Source organism: Polaribacter huanghezhanensis (genome assembly GCF_030444335.1).
GTDB classification, from domain to species: Bacteria; Bacteroidota; Bacteroidia; order Flavobacteriales; family Flavobacteriaceae; genus Polaribacter; species Polaribacter huanghezhanensis.
Genome location: NZ_CP128595.1, coordinates 2064082 through 2086863, shown reverse-complemented (window position 1 = coordinate 2086863; position 22782 = coordinate 2064082). Strand labels below are relative to the sequence as shown.

The following is a 22782-nucleotide window of genomic DNA, read 5'->3' as shown; positions in this document are numbered from 1 at the left end:
AAATAGTTCTCGACTCCGCTCGAACGGATAATGTGGTTTTTATTTTATCTGATTAACTTTAAAGCTTTGCAACTCTGTACCTTTGCTACTTCTTTGCAATTCTTTAACTTTTAGAATCAATCCAAAAGACCTATTTTTGAAACGATGAAAAACAAAAAATTAACTATTTATCTTTCTGTTTTACTCGTATTTCAACTTGTATTTGTACAATTGATAAGCAAGTATCCACGTTTTATTGAGCAATACTACTCAAACGGAATCTACCTTTTTACAAGTAAATTACTGCGTATTCTTTTTGGTTGGATTCCTTTTTCGTTTGGTGATTTGGTGATTGGTTTTTTAGTGTTGGTTTGTTTCCGATTTATCTATCGTTTATTTACAAGTAAATTTAAAAATTTAAAACAAAAATCACTGCAAACAATTGCTTTTATTTCTATTTTGTACAGTTGTTTTTATTGGTTTTGGGGATTCAATTATTTTAGAGAACCCTTGGCAAAAAACTTAGGCTATGATCAAACAAAATACACCACAGAAGAACTCACAGAAGTTTCTAAAAACATCATTCAACATTTAAACGAAGCACAGTTTTTAATTACAAAAAGCGATACTGTAAAGGTTGAAAATCCATATTCTCAAAAAGAAATGTATCAGAAAGCACTTTCTGGATATGCAACTTTAGCAATCACATTTCCGCAATTTGAATATCGTTTTTCATCTGTAAAAAGTTCGTTGATGAGTTTATTGCAAACCTATAACGGAACTTCAGGATATTTTAATCCGTTTACCGGAGAAGCGCAAGTAAATGATCGGATTCCAAAAACAGGTTATCCAACAACGGTTTGTCATGAAATGGCGCATCAATTGGGAATTGCAGCAGAAAATGAAGCCAATTTTGTTGGGTATTTAGCAGCCTTATCAAACGATGATGTGTATTTTAAATACGCAGCGTACAGAATGGCTTTTGGTTATTTAATTTCTGAAGTTAGAAAACGTGATAAAACTATTTTCAATACATTGATAAACTCCGTTAATAAAGGCGTTTTAACTGATTTTAAAGAAAGTTCAGCATTTTGGAATCAATATCAAAACCCAATTGAACCCTTGATTAAAAAAGGCTATAATTCATATTTAAAAGCCAACAATCAAGCAAACGGAATTCAATCTTACAATTATGTAGTTGATTTAATTATCAGTTATTCTAACCATTCAAAAAAAGAGTTAGACTCTTAAAATTATGTTAAAGTACTTTTAATTACACCTTAATAATTCTGTTCTTAATAGATTTATAAACTAAAACAAACTTTAACTAATGAAAAAAACACTACTATTATTCTTGTTTTTGTCCACTTTGGTTGTACAAGCACAAGAATATTTTCCAACAAACTTGGGTGTTAAGACTACAAAAAATACAACTGTAGCTTTTACCAATGCAAAAATTTATGTGACACCTACACAAATTATCAAAAATGGAACTTTACTCGTAAAAGATGGTAAAGTTGTTTCTGTTGGTAAAAATGTGAAGATTCCTCATGGAGCTAAAACTGTAGATCTATCAGGAAAGACAATCTATCCTTCTTTTATAGAAGTGTATTCTAATTTTGGAGTAAAAACCCCAAAAGCAGCACAAAACACAAGTCGTGTTAGACAATACGAAGCCAATAGAAAAGGCTATTATTGGAATGATCATATCAGACCAGAAACCAATGCTCTTCTCAATTTTTCTTATGATGAAAAAAAGGCAAAAGACTTATTAAAAGCTGGTTTTGGAGTTGTAAACACGCATTTAGAAGACGGAATTATAAGAGGAAGTGGCCTTTTAGTTGCTTTAAATTCAAACTCTACAGATGCGTATCGAATTATTGACACAAAATCTGCACAATATCTTTCTTTTAAGAAAAGTAACATGTCTAGACAAGCATATCCAAGTTCTTTTATGGGTAAAACAGCTTTATTAAGACAAGTATACATGGATGCAAAATGGTATGAAAGTGGTAATGCTAAAAATAAAGACCTGTCTTTAGAGGCATTAATTGCTAATAAAAATTTGGTTCAAATTTTTGATGCTAGTGGAGATAACTTTAGAGCTATTAGAGCAGATAAAGTTGGTGATGAAAACGGAATTCAATATAGTTTTGTGGGTTCAGGACATGAGTATGAAAATATTCAAGAGATCAAGAATATGCATGCAACCATGATCATTCCTGTAGATTTCCGTAAAGCATATGATGTTTCAAATCCTTTTTTAGCAAATCAATTAGAGTTAAATGATATGCGAAGATGGAATCAAGAACCTTCTAACTTAGCGGTTTTAGCAAAAAACAATGTAAACTTTACGATTACAACGAATTCTTTAAAATCTGTTGCTAGTTTCCAAAAAAACATTCAAAAAGCAATTCAATATGGTTTAGACGAAACAAAAGCCTTAGAAGCTTTAACTACAATTCCTGCAAAATTATTAGGAAAATCATCAGAAATTGGAACTTTACAAAGCGGTCGTTATGCAAACTTTTTAATTGCTTCTGGTCCACTTTTTGATCCTGCTACAAAAATTTATGAAAACTGGGTACAAGGAGACAAACATGTCATTTCTGAGATGAATCCAATTGATGCAAGCGGAGAGTACACCTTATCATACACTAACAAAAACTTAAATCTTAGTATTTCTGGAACTCCAGGTTCTCAAAAAGGCGCTTTAAAAAATGGTGCAACAAAATTAAAATCTAAATTTTCTTTTAAAGATAATTGGGTTTCAATTACCATGAATAACCAAAAAGACGCTTCTAAATTTATCCGTTTTATTGGAACTTTAGATGCCAATAAAAATGCCTTTTCTGGAACTGTTGTTGATGAATATGGAAATGAATCTTCATGGACAGCAATCAAAAAGAAATCGTCTAAAAAGAAATCGTCTAAAAAGAAATCGTCTAAAAAGAAAAAATCGAAAACAACGACTCCAGTTGTTGTTCCTATAACCTATCCAAATGTTGGTTACGGATTTGCATCAAAACCAAAACAAGAAACTATTTTATTTAAAAATGCTACTGTTTGGACTGGTGAAAAAGAAGGAATTTTAAAAAACACAGATGTTTTATTAAAAGAGGGCAAAATTGCTCAAATAGGTCAAAACTTAAGAGCTCGTGGAGCTAAAGTTATAGATGCAACAGGCAAACATTTAACAGCTGGAATTATTGATGAACATACTCATATTGCTTTGTTTGATGTAAATGAAGGCGGTCAAAATTCTTCTGCTGAAGTTACTGAAGAAGATGATATCAATCCTAATGACATGAACATCTATAGAAATTTAGCAGGTGGAGTTACATCAGGGCAATTATTACATGGTTCTGCAAATCCGATTGGAGGTAGATCTGCAATTGTAAAATTAAAATGGGGAGAAACAGCAGATAATATGGTGTATAAAAATGCTCCAAAGTTTATCAAGTTCGCTTTAGGAGAAAATGTAAAACAATCTCGTTATCAAAACGGTGTTCGTTTTCCTCAAACAAGAATGGGAGTAGAACAAGTATTTACAGATTATTTTCAAAGAGCCAAAGAATATGATGCATTAAAGAAAAGCGGAAAGCCTTATAGAAAAGATCTAGAGATGGACGTTTTGGCTCAAATTTTAAATAAAGAACGTTTTGTAACTTCTCACTCTTATGTACAATCAGAAATTAATATGTTGATGAAAGTTGCGGATAAATTCAATTTTAACATCAACACATTTACACATATTTTAGAAGGCTATAAAGTTGCTGATAAAATGAAAGCTCACGGAGTTGGAGCTTCCACTTTTTCAGATTGGTGGGCATACAAGTTTGAAGTAAACGATGCAATACCATACAATGCAGCAATTATGCATGATGTTGGAATTACCGTTGCAATCAATTCTGATGATCGAGAAATGTCTAGACGATTAAATCAAGAAGCTGCAAAAACCGTAAAATATGGTGGAATGACAGAGCTCGAGGCTTGGAAAATGGTTACTATCAATCCCGCAAAATTATTGCATTTAGATAACAGAGTTGGTAGTATAAAAGTTGGTAAAGATGCAGACATTGTTTTATGGACAGATAACCCATTGTCTATTTATGCTAAAGCTCAAACAACCATTATTGATGGAACTGTTTATTTTGATTTAGAGCAAGATTTAGCAAAAAGAGTGGCCGTTAAAAAAGAACGTAGTTTACTTATGAACATGATGCTAAACGAAAAAAATAATGGCGGCAAAGTTCAAGCTCCTAAAAAGAATGTTAAAAGAGAGAATACTTGTGAAACTGAAGCATTTGAAATAAACTAAGAAATTATGAAAAAACAACTTATACATAGCATAATGCTACTTTTCTTATTCGTAGGAAATAGTTTTGCACAGCAAACACCCGCTCCAAAACAAACAAAAGCAGTCTCAATTGAAGGAGCAACAGCGCATCTAGGAGATGGAACGGTAATAGATGATTCTCTTATTATGTTTGCAGACGGAAAAATAACTTTTGTAGGTTCTGCAAAAATGAAAATTGCACGGCAAGGAACCATTATCAATGCAAAAGGAAAACACATATATCCAGGATTTATTGCTGTTAATACCACCTTGGGATTGGTAGAAATCAATGCGGTAAAAGCATCTAGTGATGAACGAGAAATCGGAACTATGAATCCACATATTAGAAGTTTAATTGCCTACAACACAGAATCTAAGGTTGTAGAAACCATGAGGCCAAATGGCGTTTTAATGGGGCAAATAACACCTCGTGGCGGTAGAATTTCTGGAACATCTTCTATTGTACAGTTTGATGCTTGGAACTGGGAAGATGCAGCTATTAAAGTAGATGATGGGATTCATATGAATTGGCCAAACAGCATTACTTTTGGCAGATGGTGGTTAGGAGAAGATACTGGTGCAAAAATTAGTAAAACGTATCCAAAATCTATCGAAGAAATTGAAGAGTATATAAATGATGCTAAAGATTATTTAAATGGATCAAAATCACCCAAAAACTTAGAATTTGAAGCGTTGAAAGGATTGTTTGATACATCACAAAAATTATATATTCATGTAAACGGAGAAAGAGAAATTACAGATGCAGTCCGTTTTGCAAAGAAATACCAATTAAATATTGTTATTGTTGGTGGTGATGAAGCATCTAAAGTTGCATCCATTTTATTAAAAAACAACATCCCAGTAGTAATTAAAAGAGCACATTTAATTCCTGGAAATGACGATGATAATTATGATAAATCATACAAAACAGCGATACAACTAGTTGAAAAAGGAATCACCGTTACCATAGGATTAGGTGAAGGTCATGTTAGAATGAACGATCGTAATTTACCTTTTAATGCAGGTACTTTTGCCGCTTACGGATTAGACAAAGAAGAAGCTGTAAAATTGATTACGTTGAATGCTGCAAAAATTTTAGGAATTGATGATCAAGTAGGTTCTTTAGCTGTTGGTAAAGATGCAACGCTGTTTATTTCTAAAGGTGATGCATTAGACATGAGAACAAATATTATTTCTGATGCTTTTATTCAAGGTAGAAAACTGAGTTTAGAAACACATCAAACAAAATTATGGAAACGCTATTCCAATAAATATAAAAATCAATAACAATAAAAAAGGCTCTGAATTTCAGAGCCTTTTTTTATTTTACTTTATCACATTTGTAATAATTCTTACCAACATCTTCTTTGCCAAAACGTATTTTAGTAATATTTACAAAAAGCTCTTTATTTGCTTTTACATAGGTTGATAGTGCTTTGGTTTCTGCACCGTCTCCTTCTAAAGTAATTCTATTTCTACTTTCTCTAGCAGATCTAATTTTTTTAATTTGAGCTGTACTTATTGCTTTGTAATTAAAATAAATGGTGGCGTTGTACCTGTTTTTGAATTGAATTTCCCATTTACGAGCTCTACGAGACATATCGTATTTGTCCATTTTTACTCTGTAATTAATTCCTTTTAAGCATTTTGTACTTTGCCATTGTGTCCATTCACTTTGGCTTTCTGAAGTTGTTGTAAAAGCCGTTGCACCAATCATTACAAACATAATAATTGATGAAAAAATCCCCCATTTTTTCATCTTGTAGTTGTTTTATTTTGACTTTCTAAAATTATGAAAAAAAATCGACTTGCTTTTTAAAGCGAAATAGATACATTTGTTTTATGATGAAATATATTGAAAGTCTTCAAAATCCGACCATAAAAAACATTTTAAAATTACAAGAGAAGTCTCGTGAACGCAAAAAAAACGGACTCTTTGTTATTGAAGGAAAAAGAGAGATTTCTTTAGCAATTAAAGGAAATTATAGCATTACAACACTTTTATTTTGTGATGATTTTCTTGCCGAAGACGAACTCAATACCTATTCAACTAGCCAAACAGAGCTTCTTTCGGTTTCTAAAGAGGTGTATCAAAAAATTGCGTATCGAAATTCTACAGAAGGAATCATCGCACTTGCAAAAATGAAAATTTTTTCATTAAATGACATTCAATTCTCTACTGCTACTCCACTTATTTTAATTACAGAAGCACCAGAAAAACCTGGAAATATTGGAGCGCTTTTAAGAACTGCTGATGCTGCAAATTTAGATGCTGTTTTTATTGCAAATCCAAAAACGGATATGTACAATCCAAATATCATTCGTTCTAGCGTTGGTGGTTTGTTTACCAATCAGATTGCCACAGGAACATCCGAAGAAATCATTGCTTTTTTAAAAGAGAAAAATATCTATTCTTTTGCAACTACTTTACAAAACTCAAACGAATATCATAAAGAAGATTACACCAAGGCTACTGCAATTATTGTTGGTACAGAAGACGCCGGTTTATCCGAAGTATTTAGAACTGCTGCAACTCAAAACATCAACATTCCAATGCAAGGCGAAATTGACTCTATGAATGTTTCTGTTGCTGCTGCCATTGTGCTGTTTGAAGCAAAACGGCAACGAAATTTTAACTAGAAAATTATGAAAGAAAAAATTCGATATTGGATTATTGCTGTCTTTTCAATTTCTATTGGTTTATATCCTTTAATCTATTTGATTATAGACATGGATCAACAGGGTTTATTGAGTTCTAAATCAGAAATTATAGCAACGAACTTCGTTTGGAGAATAGCCTTTTTTACACATATTTATTTTGGTGGAATCTCATTATTAGTGGGTTGGTCTCAATTTTCTAAAAGAATTAGAGGTAAAAGATTAAAACTGCATCGGTTTTTAGGGAAAATCTATGTAATTACTGTGTTGTTTAGTTCAATTACAGGTTTTTATGTCGCTTTATTTGCAAATGGCGGAATTGTATCGCAATTAGGTTTTTCTTCCTTAGCAATTGGTTGGTTTTACACAACGCTAAATGCCTACACAGCAATTAAAAAGAAAAATATTATTGCACACAGAAAATGGATGATTCGCAGTTATGCTTTTACGTTAGCAGCTGTTACATTGAGATTGTGGTTACCAACATTGCCAAGTATTTTAGGAATTTCTTTTAGCGAAGCGTATATCATTATTTCATGGTTGTGTTGGGTTCCAAATATTATTATTGCAGAGATTTATATTAGAAAAGCGATTTTATAATACATTTGCACATTAGATTTTATTTATGACTTCAACTACCCTTTTCTATATTTTAATCACAATTCTTGTAATCAATTTTATTGTTGATAAAATACTCGATACTTTAAATACAAAACACTTTGATGATGCAATTCCTGCTGTATTAAAAGATGTGTATGAAAAAGAAGAATATGAAAAATCACAAGCATATAAAAAAACAAATGCGAAGTTTTCTAACATCACAGGAATCTTTTCTTTAACACTTACACTTGCTTTTTTCTTCTTTTATGGATTTCAATTTGTGGATGAATTGGCAAGAAGTTACAGTTCAAATGCTATTGTAATTGCATTGATTTTCTTTGGAATTATTATCATTGGTTCAGATATTATTAATACGCCTTTTTCGTATTACAAAACTTTTGTAATTGAAGAAAAATTTGGCTTTAATAAAACCACCAAGAAAACTTTTATTGTTGATAAAATTAAAGGGTTATTGATGACTGCAATACTTGGTGGCGGAATTTTAGCACTCATTATTTGGTTTTATCAGTTTGCAGGAACTCACTTTTGGATCTACGCTTGGGGTTTAGTTGCCATTTTTTCTTTGTTGATGAATCTATTTTATGCGCAGCTAATTGTTCCATTATTTAATAAACAAACTCCGTTAGAAGACGGAGAGTTAAAAACTGCCATCGAAAAATATGCAACTAAAGTTGGTTTTACGCTTAAAAATGTTTTTGTAATTGATGGTTCTAAACGTTCTACAAAAGCAAATGCCTATTTCTCTGGATTTGGTTCACAGAAAAGAATTACGTTGTACGACACGTTGATAAACGATTTAGAAATCGATGAAATTGTTGCCGTTTTAGCACACGAAGTTGGTCATTACAAACGAAAGCACATCATCTTTAACTTGATTACTTCTACCCTATTAACAGGATTTACGTTGTGGTTATTATCCGTATTTGTAAGCTTACCAATATTTTCAGAAGCGCTGCATGTTTCTATCTCAAGTTTTCATATTGGATTGATTGTATTCGGAATCTTATATTCGCCTATTTCAGAAATTACAGGTTTGTTAATGAACATCATTTCTAGAAAGTTTGAATATCAAGCAGATAATTATGCCAAAGAAACATTTGCGGCAAAACCTTTAATTACTTCCTTAAAAAAATTATCAAAAAATAGTTTGAGTAATTTAACGCCACATAAAGCGTATGTTTTTATGCATTACTCGCATCCAACGTTATTAAAACGAGTTCAAAACTTACTTAAATAATTCTTCTCATCAAAATAGCAAAAAAACTTTGCGCAATTCATTATTTGTTTTACTTTTAAATGATGATGTATACGGCAACCATAGAAGAAGAAAATAAAGAAATTTCTAAGCGATATAAGGATCTCTTAAAGGGAACGTATCAAACTTTATCTGCGCAAGATAAAAAGATGATTCGTGCTGCTTTTGAGTTGGCTGTAGAAGCACATTCAGATCAACGAAGAAAAACGGGCGAACCTTATATTTATCATCCAATTGCAGTTGCAAAAATTGTAGCCTACGAAATTGGTTTAGGTGCAACTTCAATTGCGGCGGCTTTATTGCACGATGTTGTAGAAGACACCTATTATACCATTGAAGATATTGAACGCTTGTTTGGTCAAAAAATTGCTCGAATTGTTAGCGGATTGACAAAAATTTCTCGTTTAAATAAAAGTCAAGATGCTTCTATACAAGCAGAGAATTTCAGGAAAATGCTGTTGACTTTAAATGATGATGTGCGTGTTATTCTAATAAAAATTGCAGATCGTTTGCACAACATGCAAACAATGGATTCGATGCCAGAATACAAACAAGTTAAAATTGCATCAGAAACCTTATACATTTACGCTCCTTTAGCACACAGATTGGGTTTGTATAATATAAAAACTGAACTCGAAGATTTAGGTTTAAAATATACAGAACCAGAAGTGTATGCTGATATTTTAAGCAACATAAAAGACAGCAAAGAAGAACAACAAAAATACATAGAATCTTTCGAAGCAATTTTACACGAAGGATTGCAAAAAGAAGACTTTGAATACCAAATAAAAGGAAGAAGTAAATCCATTTTTTCTATCCGTAGAAAAATGAAAGTTCAAAATGTTTCTTTTGATGAAGTATACGATAAATTTGCAATTCGTATTATTTTTAAACCAATTTCAAATGATGAAAAGTTTGATGCTTGGAAAATTTATTCGATTGTTACCGACTTTTTCAAACCAAATCCTTCTCGTTTAAGAGATTGGATATCGCAACCAAAATCTACAGGCTACGAAGCCTTACACACTACCGTAATTGGGCCAGATAGTAAATGGGTAGAAGTACAAATCCGTTCAGAAAGAATGGATGAGATTGCAGAAAAAGGCTACGCGGCACATTTTAAATACAAGCAAGGAAATGAAAAGGAAAATGGTTTAGATGTTTGGTTAAACAAATTAAAAGAAACGTTAGAGCATCATACTGTTAATGCTGTAGATTTTGTCGAAGATTTTAAGTTAAACCTATATTCTAAAGAGATTTTTGTTTTTACACCGCTCGGAGATTTAAAATCCTTGCCAAAAGGCGCATCTGCTTTAGATTTTGCTTTTTCTATTCATACAGATGTTGGTTTAAAATGTAGAGGCGCTAAAGTAAACGGGAAATTAGTGCCGTTAAGTTACGAGTTAAAAAGTGGTGATCAAGTAGAAGTACAAACGTCAGCTGTAAATAAACCAAACGTTAGATGGTTAGATTTTGTAATGACTGCAAGAGCAAGAACAAAAATTAAAACGGCACTAAAAGAAGAAGAAAAAAAAATTGCAGAAGAAGGAAAAGCCATTTTAACACGAAAATTACGTCATTTAAAAATTACCTTAAACGATCGTGTTATTAACGAAATGGCAGCGTATTTTTCTTTAAAAACAAGTTTTGATTTGTTTTATAGAATCGGAAATGGCGCGATTGACAATCAACAATTAAAAGCTTTTGCAAGTCAAAAGAACAACGCTTTTATTAGTTTTTTTAAGAATCGTTTAAAACGTTCTCCAAGTAAAGAAAGTTTTGATAAAGAAGAAGTTAGCAACAAATATGATGCGCTTGTGTTTGGTAACGAAGATGAAAAATTAGATTATACACTTTCTAAATGTTGCAACCCAATTCCTGGTGATAAAGTGTTTGGATTTTTAACCATTAACGACGGAATAAAAATTCATAAAAAAGATTGTCCCAATGCAATATCAATGCAATCAAACTATGCTTATCGCGTGTTAAAAGCAACTTGGATAGATTCTTCTAAACAAGATTTTAAAACCATTTTAAAAGTAAGCGGAAATGATAAAAAAGGAATTGTTAACAACTTAACACGTATCATTTCTAACACAATGGATGTGTACATACACAACATAAATATATCTGGAGATCATGGTGTTTTTGAAGGAAAATTATCCATCAGCGTTAAAAACAAAACACAATTAACAAAGTTAATTGCAAGCATAAAAAAAGTAGAAGGCATCCAAAAAGTAGAACGTGTTAATACAATGTAGATATCATTTTGTAAAAAGATAAATTATATTGATAAATAAGTTTAAATTTGTTGCTTCGATAAATTCAGAAAAATGGGTGCCAAAGAAAATCAAGACATTGTAAAGAATGTTTTTACTACATTTTTAGAATCTAAAAAACATAGAAAAACTCCAGAAAGATATGCTATCCTTCAAGAGATTTATGATTTAGAAGAGCATTTTGATATAGAATCTTTATATATCAAAATGAAAAATAAAAATTATCGAGTTTCAAGAGCCACTTTATACAATACCATCGATTTACTTTTAGATTGTGGATTGGTTAGAAAACATCAATTTGGCGGTCAAAGCATGGCGCATTACGAAAAAAGTTATTTTGATAAACAACACGATCATGTAATTTTAACGGATACTGGAGAAGTAAAAGAATTTTGCGATCCAAGAATTCAGGTTATCAAAAAAACCATAGAAGAAGTTTTTGATATTGATATTCATAATCATTCTCTCTACTTTTACGGAACAAAAAAACAAACTAAATAAACAAAACAACAACACACTTAACAACAACGAATGGCAGTAGATTTATTACTAGGATTGCAATGGGGCGACGAAGGAAAAGGAAAAATTGTAGATGTTCTTACTTCTAAATACGATATCATTGCACGGTTTCAAGGCGGACCAAATGCAGGGCATACTTTAGAATTTGATGGAATTAAACATGTTTTAAGAACAATTCCTTCAGGTATTTTTCATGAAAAATCTATAAATATAATTGGGAACGGAGTTGTTATTGATCCAGTAGTTTTTGTACAAGAACTTGACGGATTAGATAAATTTGATTTAGATTATAAATCAAAATTAATCATTTCTAGAAAAGCACACGTTATTTTACCAACGCATCGTTTGTTAGATGCTGCTTCTGAAGCATCTAAAGGAAAAGCAAAAATTGGTTCTACATTAAAGGGAATTGGTCCAACATATATGGATAAAACGGGTAGAAACGGAATAAGAATTGGTGATTTAGAATTGCCAAACTGGAAAGAAAAATATAGAAATCTTGCCAACAAACATGAGGCAATGATTAGCTTTTATAATGTAGATGTTCAGTACGATTTACAAGAAATGGAAACCGAATTTTACGCTGCTGTAGAACGCTTAAAAGAATTGCAATTCATAGATAGTGAAGAATATCTAAATCAAGCTTTAAAAGCAGGAAAAACCATCTTAGCAGAAGGGGCTCAAGGATCTTTATTAGATATTGATTTTGGAACCTATCCGTTTGTAACATCTTCTAATACAACAGCTTCTGGTGCTTGTACTGGATTAGGAATTGCTCCTAATAAAATTAATGATGTTTACGGAATTTTCAAAGCATATACTACTCGTGTTGGTTCTGGACCTTTTCCGACAGAATTATTTGATGAAGTTGGATTAGAAATGGCCAAAGTTGGTAGAGAATTTGGTGCTGTAACTGGAAGACCAAGACGTTGTGGTTGGTTAGACTTAGTGGCCTTAAAATATGCTTGTCAAGTAAATGGAGTTACCCAATTAATGATGATGAAAGGTGATGTACTTTCTGGATTTGATAGCTTAGAAGTCTGTACAGCGTACAAATATAAAGGAGAAGTAATTACGCATTTTCCTTATAATATTGAACCAGAAAATGTTAGCCCAATCTACACAAAGTTTGCTTGTTGGAAAGAAGATTTAACCCAAATGACTGACGAAAGCCAGTTTCCGAAAGCGTTGAATGATTACATTGCATTCTTAGAAAAAGAATTAGAGATTCCGATTAAAGTAGTTTCAGTTGGACCAGATAGAACACAAACGATTGTTAGATAATCTTTATCTAAATTAAATATATTTAAAAAGCATCTTTCAAAACTTTGAAAGATGTTTTTTAATTTTAAGAAAGTACTAAAGATTTTCTATCTCAACACTTAATAAAACAAGCTTCTTCTGCTCTATCTTTAATGTTGTTAAAAGTGATTTTTTACAAACCATAAAAGATTGTTTTTGATCTAAAAATAATTCATGATAATAACGAATACCTTCTTCTAAATTATTTTTAAACTTCAACAAATATCGTAACTGCTTTTTATCAATTGTAGCTTTTACTTTTTCCATTTTTTCTTGTAAATGTATAATATAAAGAGATAATTCTTTTATAAACATATTTGGTCTGTCAGTTCTTGTCAGTACATTTTTTCTACCATAAATATGATCTGTAATGTTTCGTAAACTCATTATTTTATCATAATAAGCCATATTTGGCCCAGGGCAAATAGAAACACCATCTCCTATTTTCTTGATGCTCATCTTATTTAAAATTAACGTAGAAGTACTTAAGCCAACACAAATACAAGATTTTTCTATAATTTTATTGTGTTTTTGTTCCTTTTCATTTGATGATATTTCTAAAGCATCTAATTCTTTTAGTTTTAAATATTGATATTCTCTAGAAGCGGTACACAAACCTGTTTCTTTGAACTCATAATTTAATGCTATAAATTTATTTGGACACGAACTTCCTGGTCTTCCTTTATCAATAAATTGTTGTTTTTCAAAATCTTTTGTATTTCCTTTAAGTGTATTAAAAGGAACTCCTAATGGCGAAGTATTACTCAAATATAAATTTTCTTCTTTCGCTTTTGTCAATTTTTCCATAGTTTTTTCATCAACACTTGTTGCTTCCGGAACCAATAAAAATGGACTTCCCCAGCCTACTGAATCAAGTTTGTAATGATCAATTAAAAAAGAGTGTTCTTCTTCTGTACCAACACCACCTTGTGTTGTTATTTTTAAGGTTAGCTCTTTTGTTGGTGCAATTCTGTTTGTTTCTTTAAGAGCATCAATTAATAATGTATGGATTTGACTTTTTAAAACTTCTTTATTTTCTTTGAATTTATTTAAAACTGGTCCCAATAAAAAACCATCAGTAGCAAAAGCATGACCGCCACAATTTAATCCAGATTCAATCCTGTATTCTGAAACCCATAATCCTTTTTTAGCTAAAAATTTACCTTGTATAAAAGCAGATCTATAATCGCTTACTTTTAAAATGATTTTCTTTTTAATATTTCCGTTTTCATCAGGAAAAAAATCATCAAAATTACTGATATATGAATACAATCTCGGGTTCATTCCTGCCGAAAGAACTAATGAAGAAGTTAAATTACTATTAGAGTAGCCTCTTAAAGCTGCGTGAGCATCGTTATATTCTACTGGTAATAATTCTTTATTTAAATAATTTCCTTTATCAACTTTGGTCATTATATTTACATCAATACTTCCCATTGTTAAATTTTTATTAGCCCAATCTTTTAACTTTGAAAAATCAACACCACTTTCGGTTAATTTTACAAATTCTTTTTTTAAAGTAGAATATTCTGGCAACATAGCAATATATTCTTTTAAAGCTTTGCTTTTTTCTGAAGTTATATTTTTTAGTTGATTGAATTTTTTCTCTGTTTGTTCATGGATTAAATTTAAATAAGATGTAATTCTCTTTGCTCTAAAATCTTCTACTTTATCAGATATCTCTTTATACGGAATTTCAAATTTTTCACTATAAAATTTTCGTAATTTTTCTAGCAAAATATCATCAACCAAAGAAATAACAGAATCAATACCGTATTGTGCTACTTTTAAAGGCGAATCTATTGTAAATCCTATTCCCATTACAGGAATATGAAACGAGTGTCTATTTTTCATTATTTAATTTAATTTAATTTATATTAGTACTATGTATTTATGCTTTTTAAAATATAAAAAAGCCTCTTTTTCATATACTTCTTAAAGAGGCTTTTCCGTTAACTAAAAAAACTAATTTGATGTATAAAACGTCGGTTTAAATGTAAGCATAAACCAAGCCCATGAGTTGGTTTTATTACTTAAACCCCCTTTTAATGCTTCTAAAGAAGTTGTTCCAAACATTTGTGAATATCCAGCGTTAAACTGAATATTCTTAGCTACTTTATACCCTAAAGTAAAATCAATTTCTGTACCTAAACTATTTTTTATTTTTTGGTTTCCGCTATAAATATTTGCTGCAGATTTAAATAAATGTGGAACTAATTTTGTAGAAAATTTATCTTTCGAGTAAGAAATTACCGCATTTATATCTATCAAACCAACAGAATTGATATGATTTCCTACATAAAAATAATCCATCCAACCGTTAAATTTATGGTTTGTACCAAATATTGGATTGAACGATTTTAAATTGGTACTTGTATCGTTAGTGTCTTTTCCTGATAAATACTCAAACCCAACTCCAACATTAAATGTATGTGTTGCTTTTAAATTGACATTGGCTGCGTAATAACTTGCAGAAAGTGTATTTGTAATTACTTTTCCTGTTTGTAAATATACAGCAGCATCAAACGCTAGATTGTTCTTTTTGTACGTTACTCTTGGTCCAAATGTTTGGGAATAATTAATATCCGTTTCATTATTTGCAGCTACATATTCAATTCCGATATTTAAAGCCAAAACGCTAATTCCGAGATTGTTCATTTTTGTGTGATACCACAAATATTGAAATGTTTTGTATCCAGCAACATTGCTATACACACTTTTTACTCCAGCTTGTGAATCATTATTTAAAGCAAAACCAACATCTAATTTCCCGTTTTCTGATGTTTTAAATTTTGCGATAATTGCATCATGACTTCTCCCTTGTTGTGTCCAACCAACATTTCCAAAAATTCTACTATCGTCATAGATAATTTCTTGTCTTCCTAATTTTAAATCAAAAGAATCTGCCACAGAAAATTGTGCCCAAGCTTCATGAAATGAATTTAAATTATCTTGAGCCGATAAAGTTCCTACATCTCCCCAAACACGAACGTTTTGTAAGGAAATTCTAACTTTAAAGTTGTCTTGCTGATAATTTAAATTCAATCTTGTTCTTTGCGATACAAAACTTGCACCTTTTTCACCTGATTTCAATAAAGTTTGATACCCGTGTTTATTTTCATATCGAGGTCTTAATTCTGCCGAAAAATCAACTTGTTGTGCTGTAATTATTGTCGAAAAAATTAACGCTATGAGCGAAATATAAATTGTCTTTTTCATTTTAAAAATCATTTTTAGCAATACCAATAATGTTTGCTATTGTTTCTTTATTATCAACTCCTAAACCTTCTTGTTGATGAATCAATTCTCCCTTCGGATTAAAAACACTTATTATGTTTGAATGCGAAAAATCTAATGGAGAAATTTCTTTGTATTTTACTGCTAATACATTTGCAAATTCTCTAACTCCGCTTTCAGTTCCTTGTAAAAAGGTATAATTATCAGCATCCATATAATTCTTTTTTGCAAACTCTTTTAATACTTTAGGTGTATCATTCTTTGGATCAATACTAACAAATACATATTGCACTTTGTTAATATATTCTTCTGGAATTTCTTTAGCAATATTTCGCATATCAGCAACCAATCTTGGACACGCTGCTTTACAGGTTGTATAAATCATGACCATTACCAATGCTTTTCCTTTTAACTCTTTTAACTCAATGCTTTTTGCATCTTGTGTATTCCATGTTGTCGTTAAATTAAAAATAGAATTTTCAGAGATTGTAGTAGCATCAACAAGTACTTTTGTTGTTGCAGAAATTGGTCTCAACTTCATATTACAAACAGGACATTTTCCTTCTTTGTGATAGGTTTTCTCTCCTTCACATTTCATCGGACATTGATATGCAATTTTTTCAGTTTCTTTTTTCACTGATTCTTTACAAGAACCAAATGATAGTACTACTACAAATAGTAGTAAAACATATTTTGTTGTTTTCATTATATTGATTTTTTAACATCTTTTACACATCTAAAACCTAAGTTTTTCATCGTGTATTTTGCTTTTAAACTACCTCGAATGGCATAGCGCATAAAGGCTGCATAATTCATTAAATCTGTTGCATTTATAGCTGCGCTTCCACAAAACAACTCGCTATCTTTATCTCCTCCTTTTCTAGATTCTCCTGTGATTAAAACCGAATTAAAATCTGATGTCCATTCCCAAACCAAACCGTGTAAATCATATACTCTCCAGTAATTTTTAAAGGTAGAACCGATCACATTGTCAAAGGTTCTTGGTTTCTCGTACCACCCTAAAATAAATTTATTATAGGATTCAATTTTTCTAGCATCTGGTATTTTTTTATTTGCCATTGCTACATATTCCCATTCATCAACAGTGGGTAATCTTTTACCCTGACTTTTACAATAATCATTTGCAGCAAACCAAGATACATCTGTTATTGGAGATTTTAATTTTTGCTTTTCACCAAGTTCCGTATCATTTTTCCAACTAGATAAATATCGTTTATCTGCAAAAAGGCGAAGTACTTTAAACCTTCTCCATTTGGGATGTTCTTTTACAAATTTTAAATATTCTTCATTTGTAACAGGATATACATCCATCAGAAAATCAGCAATAGAAACCTTCATTGAATCTCTTCCATATAAAGGAATATATTTTCCTCCTTTGATGGATACCATTTTAGATTGACAACTTGCTAAAGATGAATTTAGTAGTATGAGTCCGCAAATTGTCAATCTTAAAATAGTTTTCATATCTAATTATTTAACTTTACTAACGCTATTAACAGTTACATTCGTTTTGTTATTTCCCCAAGAATTATAGATGTATGTTAGAACATCTGCAATTTCTACATCAGTAATATTCTGTGCTGTCATTACACTGTTATACTTTTTCCCATTTACAGTAATTTCCCCAGTTTTTCCATGTTTTACAATCCCTATTGCTCTATCAACATCCGCATTTAAGAAATCAGACTTTGCTAAAGGGGGAAATGCATTTGGAATTCCTTGTCCAGTTGCTTGGTGACAAGCGAAACAGGTTTTCATATATACTTGCTTCCCGTCAGACATTTTTTGTGCCAATGTTTTCTCTTTTGTACTTACAACAACTTTTTTACTAGAATCTTTTGGCATAGATTGTATTGAGCCTCCTTCTGGCAAATAAATTCCTTCTTGTTTTACACCAGAATACAATCTTTTATTTTCTTCTCCAGTTACTTTTAACATTGCTAAAGCTCCTTTATTAAAAGCTCTAAAAATAGCATGATCTACAATAATAAAAGTTCCAGGCACTTCTACTTTAAATTCAACAATAGTCGCTCCACCTGCAGGAATTAAAGTTGTTTGAACATTTTTATTTATTGCAGAACCTCCTTCAATATGAACTTTGTCAAAAATTTCTCCAATTACATGAAAAGAAGATGTTAAGTTTGGTCCACCGTTACCAACAAACAAACGAACCGTTTCACCAACATTTGCAGTAATTGCATTGTCTCCTGTTAAAGATCCAACCTTACCATTAAACACAACATAATCTGCATCTTCTTCTACTGCTTTTTTCATATTAAATGCTTGTAAACCTCTATCTCCATTTTCTCCGCTTGTGTAAAAATCTCCTTGCATAATGTAGTATTCTTTATCAACTGGAGGTAATCCTCCTGCTGGTTCTACCAAAATTAAACCGTACATTCCATTTGCAATATGCATTCCTACTGGTGCAGTAGCACAGTGATACACATATAAACCTGGATTTAATGCTTTAAAAGAGAATGTTTTTTTGTGGCCAGGAGCTACAAAAGAAGAAGTTGCTCCACCTCCAGGACCAGTAACAGCATGCATATCTATATTATGCGGTAGTTTATTATCTGGATGATTTGACAACGTAAATTCTACTTCATCTCCTACTCTTGTTCTAATAAAACTTCCTGGCACAGAACCACCAAAGGTCCAATACACATATCTTACACCATCTGCCATTTCTCCTTCTTTTTCAAGAATCTCCATGTTTACCAATAATTTTTTTGCGGATCTATTTCCAACTGGAGCAGGCACAAATGGTGGTGAAGTTAAATCAGCTAGCATTGTTCCAATTACAGGAATTGTTGCTGTATTTACAGCTACTTCTCTTTTGTCATTATCGCCACAGCTCATCAATAACATACTTGTTACTACAATTAGACTTAGTGATTTTAATAAGTTCATTTTTTTAGTTTTAAAGTTTATTTTAATTGTTTTAATTCTCCAATGCTTCGTTAATTCGTTTTTCTTATGTATGTAATTTACAAAGAGTCACTTCACTTAAATACAAATTAATTAGATTTAATAATAAAAGACTTTTTTATCTTTTATAAGACAAATTTATTACAATAAGGAGAGTAAAAACATGATAAATATCACAAAACATCAATTAAATTTAAATGAAAATAAATACAAAAAACAAAGACTGCTTATAGCTAAAATCAGTATAATTTTAGGCTTTAAACAGTCTTATCAACTAAAAAAAATTAAAGAGAGTATATTATTTTAAGGTTCTAAAATATTCTAATATAGCTCTTGCTTCTTTTTCTTTAATATTTTGATCTGCCATTGGAACCCCATTAAATTGAGCCAACAATTCTTTTGCTATTGGATCTTTATCAGTCATTTCTTGTGGGTTCAAAATCATATTCATTATCCATTCTGGAGAACGTCTATCTATGATTCCTGTTGGACTTGGTCCTATAAATTTTTTATCGGCTCTATGACATGCAGAGCATTTGTTTTTAAATATTTTCTGACCATTATCTGCCATTGATTTATCGATTGTATTTCCTAAAGTCACGGATTTAATTGACCCAATTCCTTTATTATTTAAATCAACTGTTCTAACTACTTTTTCTTTTTTAACTTCTTTTTTCTCTGGAGCTGTTTTTACTGCTGCTTTTTTTACAGTTTTTGTTTTAATTAATTGTTTCTTTTCGTCACTACTGCAACTTGTCAATACTCCGATGGCTAGAATTGCTATAATAATTTTTAATTTCATTTTTTATGTTTAAAAGATTCATACAAAATTATTACATTCTTCATGTAAAAACATGATAAAAGTCATTAAAAAGGGTTGAATAATCTTTAATTTTACACTTTAACTTTTCAGATGGTATCAAACTCAAAAAATAGCGAAAAACGATACAGTAAAATTGCAATAATATACCTTTTTATTGCTGCGGCATTAGGAATTACTTTACGCCTTTTTTCTGTTTTAAAGATCAATGCAACGTATAAATATATCATTCATACACATTCTCATATTGCATTATTAGGCTGGGTTTATGTAGCATTAATAACAATCATTTATCATTTTGGAATTGATAAAGAGCAAAAAAGAAAGTTCAGCCTTATTTTTTGGAGCACGCAAATAACCATTGTCGGAATGTTATTCACGTTTCCATTTGTTGGGTACGCCTTGTATTCAATTATTTTTTCTACCTTATTTTTAATTTGCACCTATTGGTTTTACTATTTCTTTAAAAAAAATCATATTCTTGATATCAAAAGTGTTTCATATAAATTTATTGCTACCTCGCTATTATTGATGACTATCTCAACAATTGGTCCTTGGGCGATAGGAATTATTATGAATACACTTGGCCCCACTTCTTCTTGGTATAAAAATGCCATTTATTTTTATTTGCATTTTCAATACAATGGTTGGTTTATTTTTTGTTTGATAGGTATTTTTTACTTTCTACTTGAAAAATCTGAAATTGCGTTTTCTAAGAAATTGGCAAATCAATTTTATAAGCTGATGCTTGTAAGTTGTATTCTAACTTTATGTTTGTCTTTTTTATGGAATAATCCACCATCAATAATTTATGCAACTGCGCAATTAGGAGCTATTTTACAATTGATAGCATTGGGTCTTTTTTACAAACAAGTACAAGCAATTAAAAGCAAATTTAAAGTGCTTTTAAAACCACTATTTTATGCCCTATTAAGGTTTGTATTCTTTTTATTTTTGATTAAAATTAGTTTGCAAGCATTGACTTCTATTCCTTATTTTTCTGAGCTAACAACTTATGTGCTGGATTTTGTTATTGGATATTTACACTTAACTTTTTTAGGTGTTGTTACCTTATCAACATTTGTTTTTCTTCATTATTTTAAGTTGATAAACCTCCCAAAAATTTGGATTAGAATTTATATTCTAGGTTTTATTTCGTCAGAAGTCTTAATTATTTACAAAGGATTTTCTGTATGGAAACAAGTGTACTTAATCGATCATTATTTTACCTATTTGGTAATTTGTAGCGCTTTAATGCCAATTGGAATTCTTGGAATATTATTAAAAACAAGTTTTACTTCTTCCACTCAGCAAGAATCTCTGTAGCAAAGGTTTCAGATTGTGTAAAGGTTTCTTTAATATGCTCAAAAGTGGTTCTAGGATTTATCAAACACATTCTTAAAACTACCTGATTTTGCAAAACTGTAGTAACCAATAATGCTTCTTTTGATTTTGTAACTCTTGCAGATATTTCTTGATTTAATTTGTCTAATTCTGTCTCAGATAAATTTAAACCAATCGGATTGTATCTGTAGTTAATGATGGCTAAAGTTGCTGGAGAAACAATTTCCCAATTTTTACTTTTACGTAATAAATCTTCGGTTTGTTCCGCCAAATCAATACTATAGGTAACTGCTTTTTTAAATGTATCTAAACCATAAGTTTTGATTGACATATAAAACTTCAACGCTCTAAAACGTCTCGTTAATTGAATTCCATAATCGTAAAAATTAATTTCAGATTCGTTTCCTTCAATATCCCGTAAATACTCAGGTTTTTCTGAAAAAGTATTGCTTAACCAAGACGAATCTTTCACCAATAAACAACCTATTTCGTAAGGTTGATAAAACCATTTATGAGGATCAACAGTCAAAGAATCTGCACGCTCAATTCCACGTAAAACTCTGCTTCCTTTTTTAGATAAAATTGCTGCACCACCGTAAGCTCCATCAACATGCATCCACAAATTTTCTTTTTCACAAATATCTGCAATTTCATCTAACGGATCTACAGTTCCTGTATTTGTTGTTCCTGCGGATGCAATAATACAAAATGGTTGATTTCCTTCTAAACGATCTTTTGCAATCGCATTTTTAAGCTTGTTAAAACTAATTTTAAATTCTAAATCCGTTGGAATAATTCTAATCTGTTCTTTTTTAAATCCAAGCACTCGAATTGCTTTTATGTTTGATGAATGCGCTTGATCTGATAAATAAATAATTGCTTTCGAAAAATCGTCGCCACATTTTATTCTTCTTGCAGTAACCAAGGCTGTTAAATTGGCCATGGAACCACCGCTTGTAAAAATTCCACCTCCTTTTTGAACAGGAAAATCAAACATTTTTAACAACCAATTCATTGTAACAATTTCTAATTCTGCTGCAGCCGGAGAAACAATCCATCCGCCAGAAAAAATATTAAACCCTGTTGCCAACGTATCTGCCAATGTGCTAATATAATTACTTGGTCCTGGAACAAATGAAAACGATTTTGGATGCGTAGTTAAATTACTATGCGGAATTACATTTTGCATTACAAAATCCAACACTTCGTTTGCCGGCATCGGACTATTTGGAGCTTCTTGTAAAAAAAGACTGTCCATTTGCGCTCTTGTACCAGAAGTTACAGGTTTTTGCGATTCAATTGTATCGTAATGTTCTGCGATAATGTCTATAATTTTATAGCCATAGGCTTTCATTTCTTCTTTTGTCAAATCAAATGGCGCTTTCATGGAGTTCTTGTTTTTTGCAAAAATACGCCAACTTCAACTTATTTTTAGGATAAAATAGAGAATCTTTTAAGCTATTAACAATAAAAACGA

General features: G+C 31.0%; 18 protein-coding genes. 10 read left to right on the top strand and 8 right to left on the bottom strand.

All coding sequences use genetic code 11. The features are described from left to right. The first annotated feature begins 144 nt into the window (after positions 1–144). The 3 genes from KCTC32516_RS09820 (at position 145) to KCTC32516_RS09810 (ending at position 5605) form a co-directional block, all read left to right on the top strand. Positions 145–1230, top strand: a complete 1086-nt coding sequence (locus KCTC32516_RS09820) for a DUF3810 domain-containing protein (RefSeq protein WP_301400240.1) — start codon at positions 145–147, stop codon at positions 1228–1230. A 79-nt stretch (positions 1231–1309) separates the two neighbouring features. Continuing rightward, positions 1310–4300, top strand: a complete 2991-nt coding sequence (locus KCTC32516_RS09815) for an amidohydrolase family protein (RefSeq protein ID WP_301400239.1) — start codon at positions 1310–1312, stop codon at positions 4298–4300. Positions 4301–4306: 6 nt separating this feature from the next. Further along, the gene (locus KCTC32516_RS09810; RefSeq protein ID WP_301400238.1) at positions 4307–5605 is read left to right on the top strand and encodes an amidohydrolase family protein; all 1299 of its coding nucleotides are present in this window, start codon (positions 4307–4309) and stop codon (positions 5603–5605) included. Between the two features lie 34 nt (positions 5606–5639). Here KCTC32516_RS09810 and KCTC32516_RS09805 read toward each other — a convergent pair whose 3' ends face one another. After that, positions 5640–6077, bottom strand: coding sequence for a hypothetical protein (locus KCTC32516_RS09805; RefSeq protein ID WP_301400237.1), 438 nt, complete (start codon positions 6075–6077; stop codon positions 5640–5642). Between the two features lie 86 nt (positions 6078–6163). On the opposite strand from KCTC32516_RS09805, the gene KCTC32516_RS09800 reads away from it, so the two are divergent. The 6 genes from KCTC32516_RS09800 (at position 6164) to KCTC32516_RS09775 (ending at position 12934) form a co-directional block, all read left to right on the top strand. Beyond that, a complete protein-coding gene (locus tag KCTC32516_RS09800) occupies positions 6164–6958 on the top strand; it encodes a TrmH family RNA methyltransferase (protein ID WP_301402756.1) in 795 nt (264 codons plus the stop codon). Positions 6959–6964: 6 nt separating this feature from the next. Then, entirely contained in the window at positions 6965–7576 is a 612-nt protein-coding gene (locus tag KCTC32516_RS09795) for a DUF2306 domain-containing protein (RefSeq protein WP_301400236.1), read from the top strand. Positions 7577–7601: 25 nt separating this feature from the next. After that, on the top strand, positions 7602–8834 hold the full coding sequence (locus KCTC32516_RS09790; RefSeq protein WP_301400235.1) for a M48 family metallopeptidase: 1233 nt from the start codon (positions 7602–7604) through the stop codon (positions 8832–8834). A gap of 62 nt (positions 8835–8896) precedes the next feature. Beyond that, positions 8897–11113, top strand: a complete 2217-nt coding sequence (locus tag KCTC32516_RS09785; protein ID WP_301402755.1) for a RelA/SpoT family protein — start codon at positions 8897–8899, stop codon at positions 11111–11113. Positions 11114–11185: 72 nt separating this feature from the next. Next, positions 11186–11632, top strand: a complete 447-nt coding sequence (locus KCTC32516_RS09780; RefSeq protein WP_301400234.1) for a Fur family transcriptional regulator — start codon at positions 11186–11188, stop codon at positions 11630–11632. Positions 11633–11662: 30 nt separating this feature from the next. Then, positions 11663–12934, top strand: a complete 1272-nt coding sequence (locus KCTC32516_RS09775; protein ID WP_301400233.1) for an adenylosuccinate synthase — start codon at positions 11663–11665, stop codon at positions 12932–12934. A gap of 75 nt (positions 12935–13009) precedes the next feature. Here the strand turns inward: KCTC32516_RS09775 and KCTC32516_RS09770 are convergent, their stop codons facing one another. The 6 genes from KCTC32516_RS09770 to KCTC32516_RS09745 all read right to left on the bottom strand — a co-directional run bounded on the left by KCTC32516_RS09770 (position 13010) and on the right by KCTC32516_RS09745 (position 19943). Then, positions 13010–14806: a hypothetical protein gene (locus KCTC32516_RS09770; RefSeq protein WP_301400232.1), complete on the bottom strand. Its 1797-nt coding sequence runs from the start codon at positions 14804–14806 to the stop codon at positions 13010–13012. Positions 14807–14917: 111 nt separating this feature from the next. Next, entirely contained in the window at positions 14918–16171 is a 1254-nt protein-coding gene (locus KCTC32516_RS09765) for an alginate export family protein (protein ID WP_301400231.1), read from the bottom strand. Position 16172: 1 nt separating this feature from the next. Then, a complete protein-coding gene (locus tag KCTC32516_RS09760; RefSeq protein WP_301400230.1) occupies positions 16173–16895 on the bottom strand; it encodes an SCO family protein in 723 nt (240 codons plus the stop codon). Continuing rightward, on the bottom strand, positions 16895–17674 hold the full coding sequence (locus KCTC32516_RS09755) for a formylglycine-generating enzyme family protein (RefSeq protein WP_301400229.1): 780 nt from the start codon (positions 17672–17674) through the stop codon (positions 16895–16897). The genes KCTC32516_RS09760 and KCTC32516_RS09755 overlap by 1 nt, the downstream gene beginning before the upstream one ends. Before the next feature lie 6 nt (positions 17675–17680). After that, positions 17681–19081, bottom strand: coding sequence for a copper-containing nitrite reductase (nirK, locus tag KCTC32516_RS09750; RefSeq protein ID WP_436410111.1), 1401 nt, complete (start codon positions 19079–19081; stop codon positions 17681–17683). A 358-nt stretch (positions 19082–19439) separates the two neighbouring features. Next, a complete protein-coding gene (locus KCTC32516_RS09745; RefSeq protein WP_301400227.1) occupies positions 19440–19943 on the bottom strand; it encodes a c-type cytochrome in 504 nt (167 codons plus the stop codon). Between the two features lie 111 nt (positions 19944–20054). Here KCTC32516_RS09745 and KCTC32516_RS09740 point away from each other — a divergent pair, with 111 nt between their 5' ends. Continuing rightward, on the top strand, positions 20055–21287 hold the full coding sequence (locus tag KCTC32516_RS09740; protein WP_301400226.1) for a hypothetical protein: 1233 nt from the start codon (positions 20055–20057) through the stop codon (positions 21285–21287). Here KCTC32516_RS09740 and KCTC32516_RS09735 read toward each other — a convergent pair. After that, positions 21256–22692: a pyridoxal phosphate-dependent decarboxylase family protein gene (locus KCTC32516_RS09735; RefSeq protein WP_301400225.1), complete on the bottom strand. Its 1437-nt coding sequence runs from the start codon at positions 22690–22692 to the stop codon at positions 21256–21258. The two genes, KCTC32516_RS09740 and KCTC32516_RS09735, sit on opposite strands and share 32 nt — an antisense overlap. Between the last annotated feature and the right edge of the window lie 90 nt (positions 22693–22782).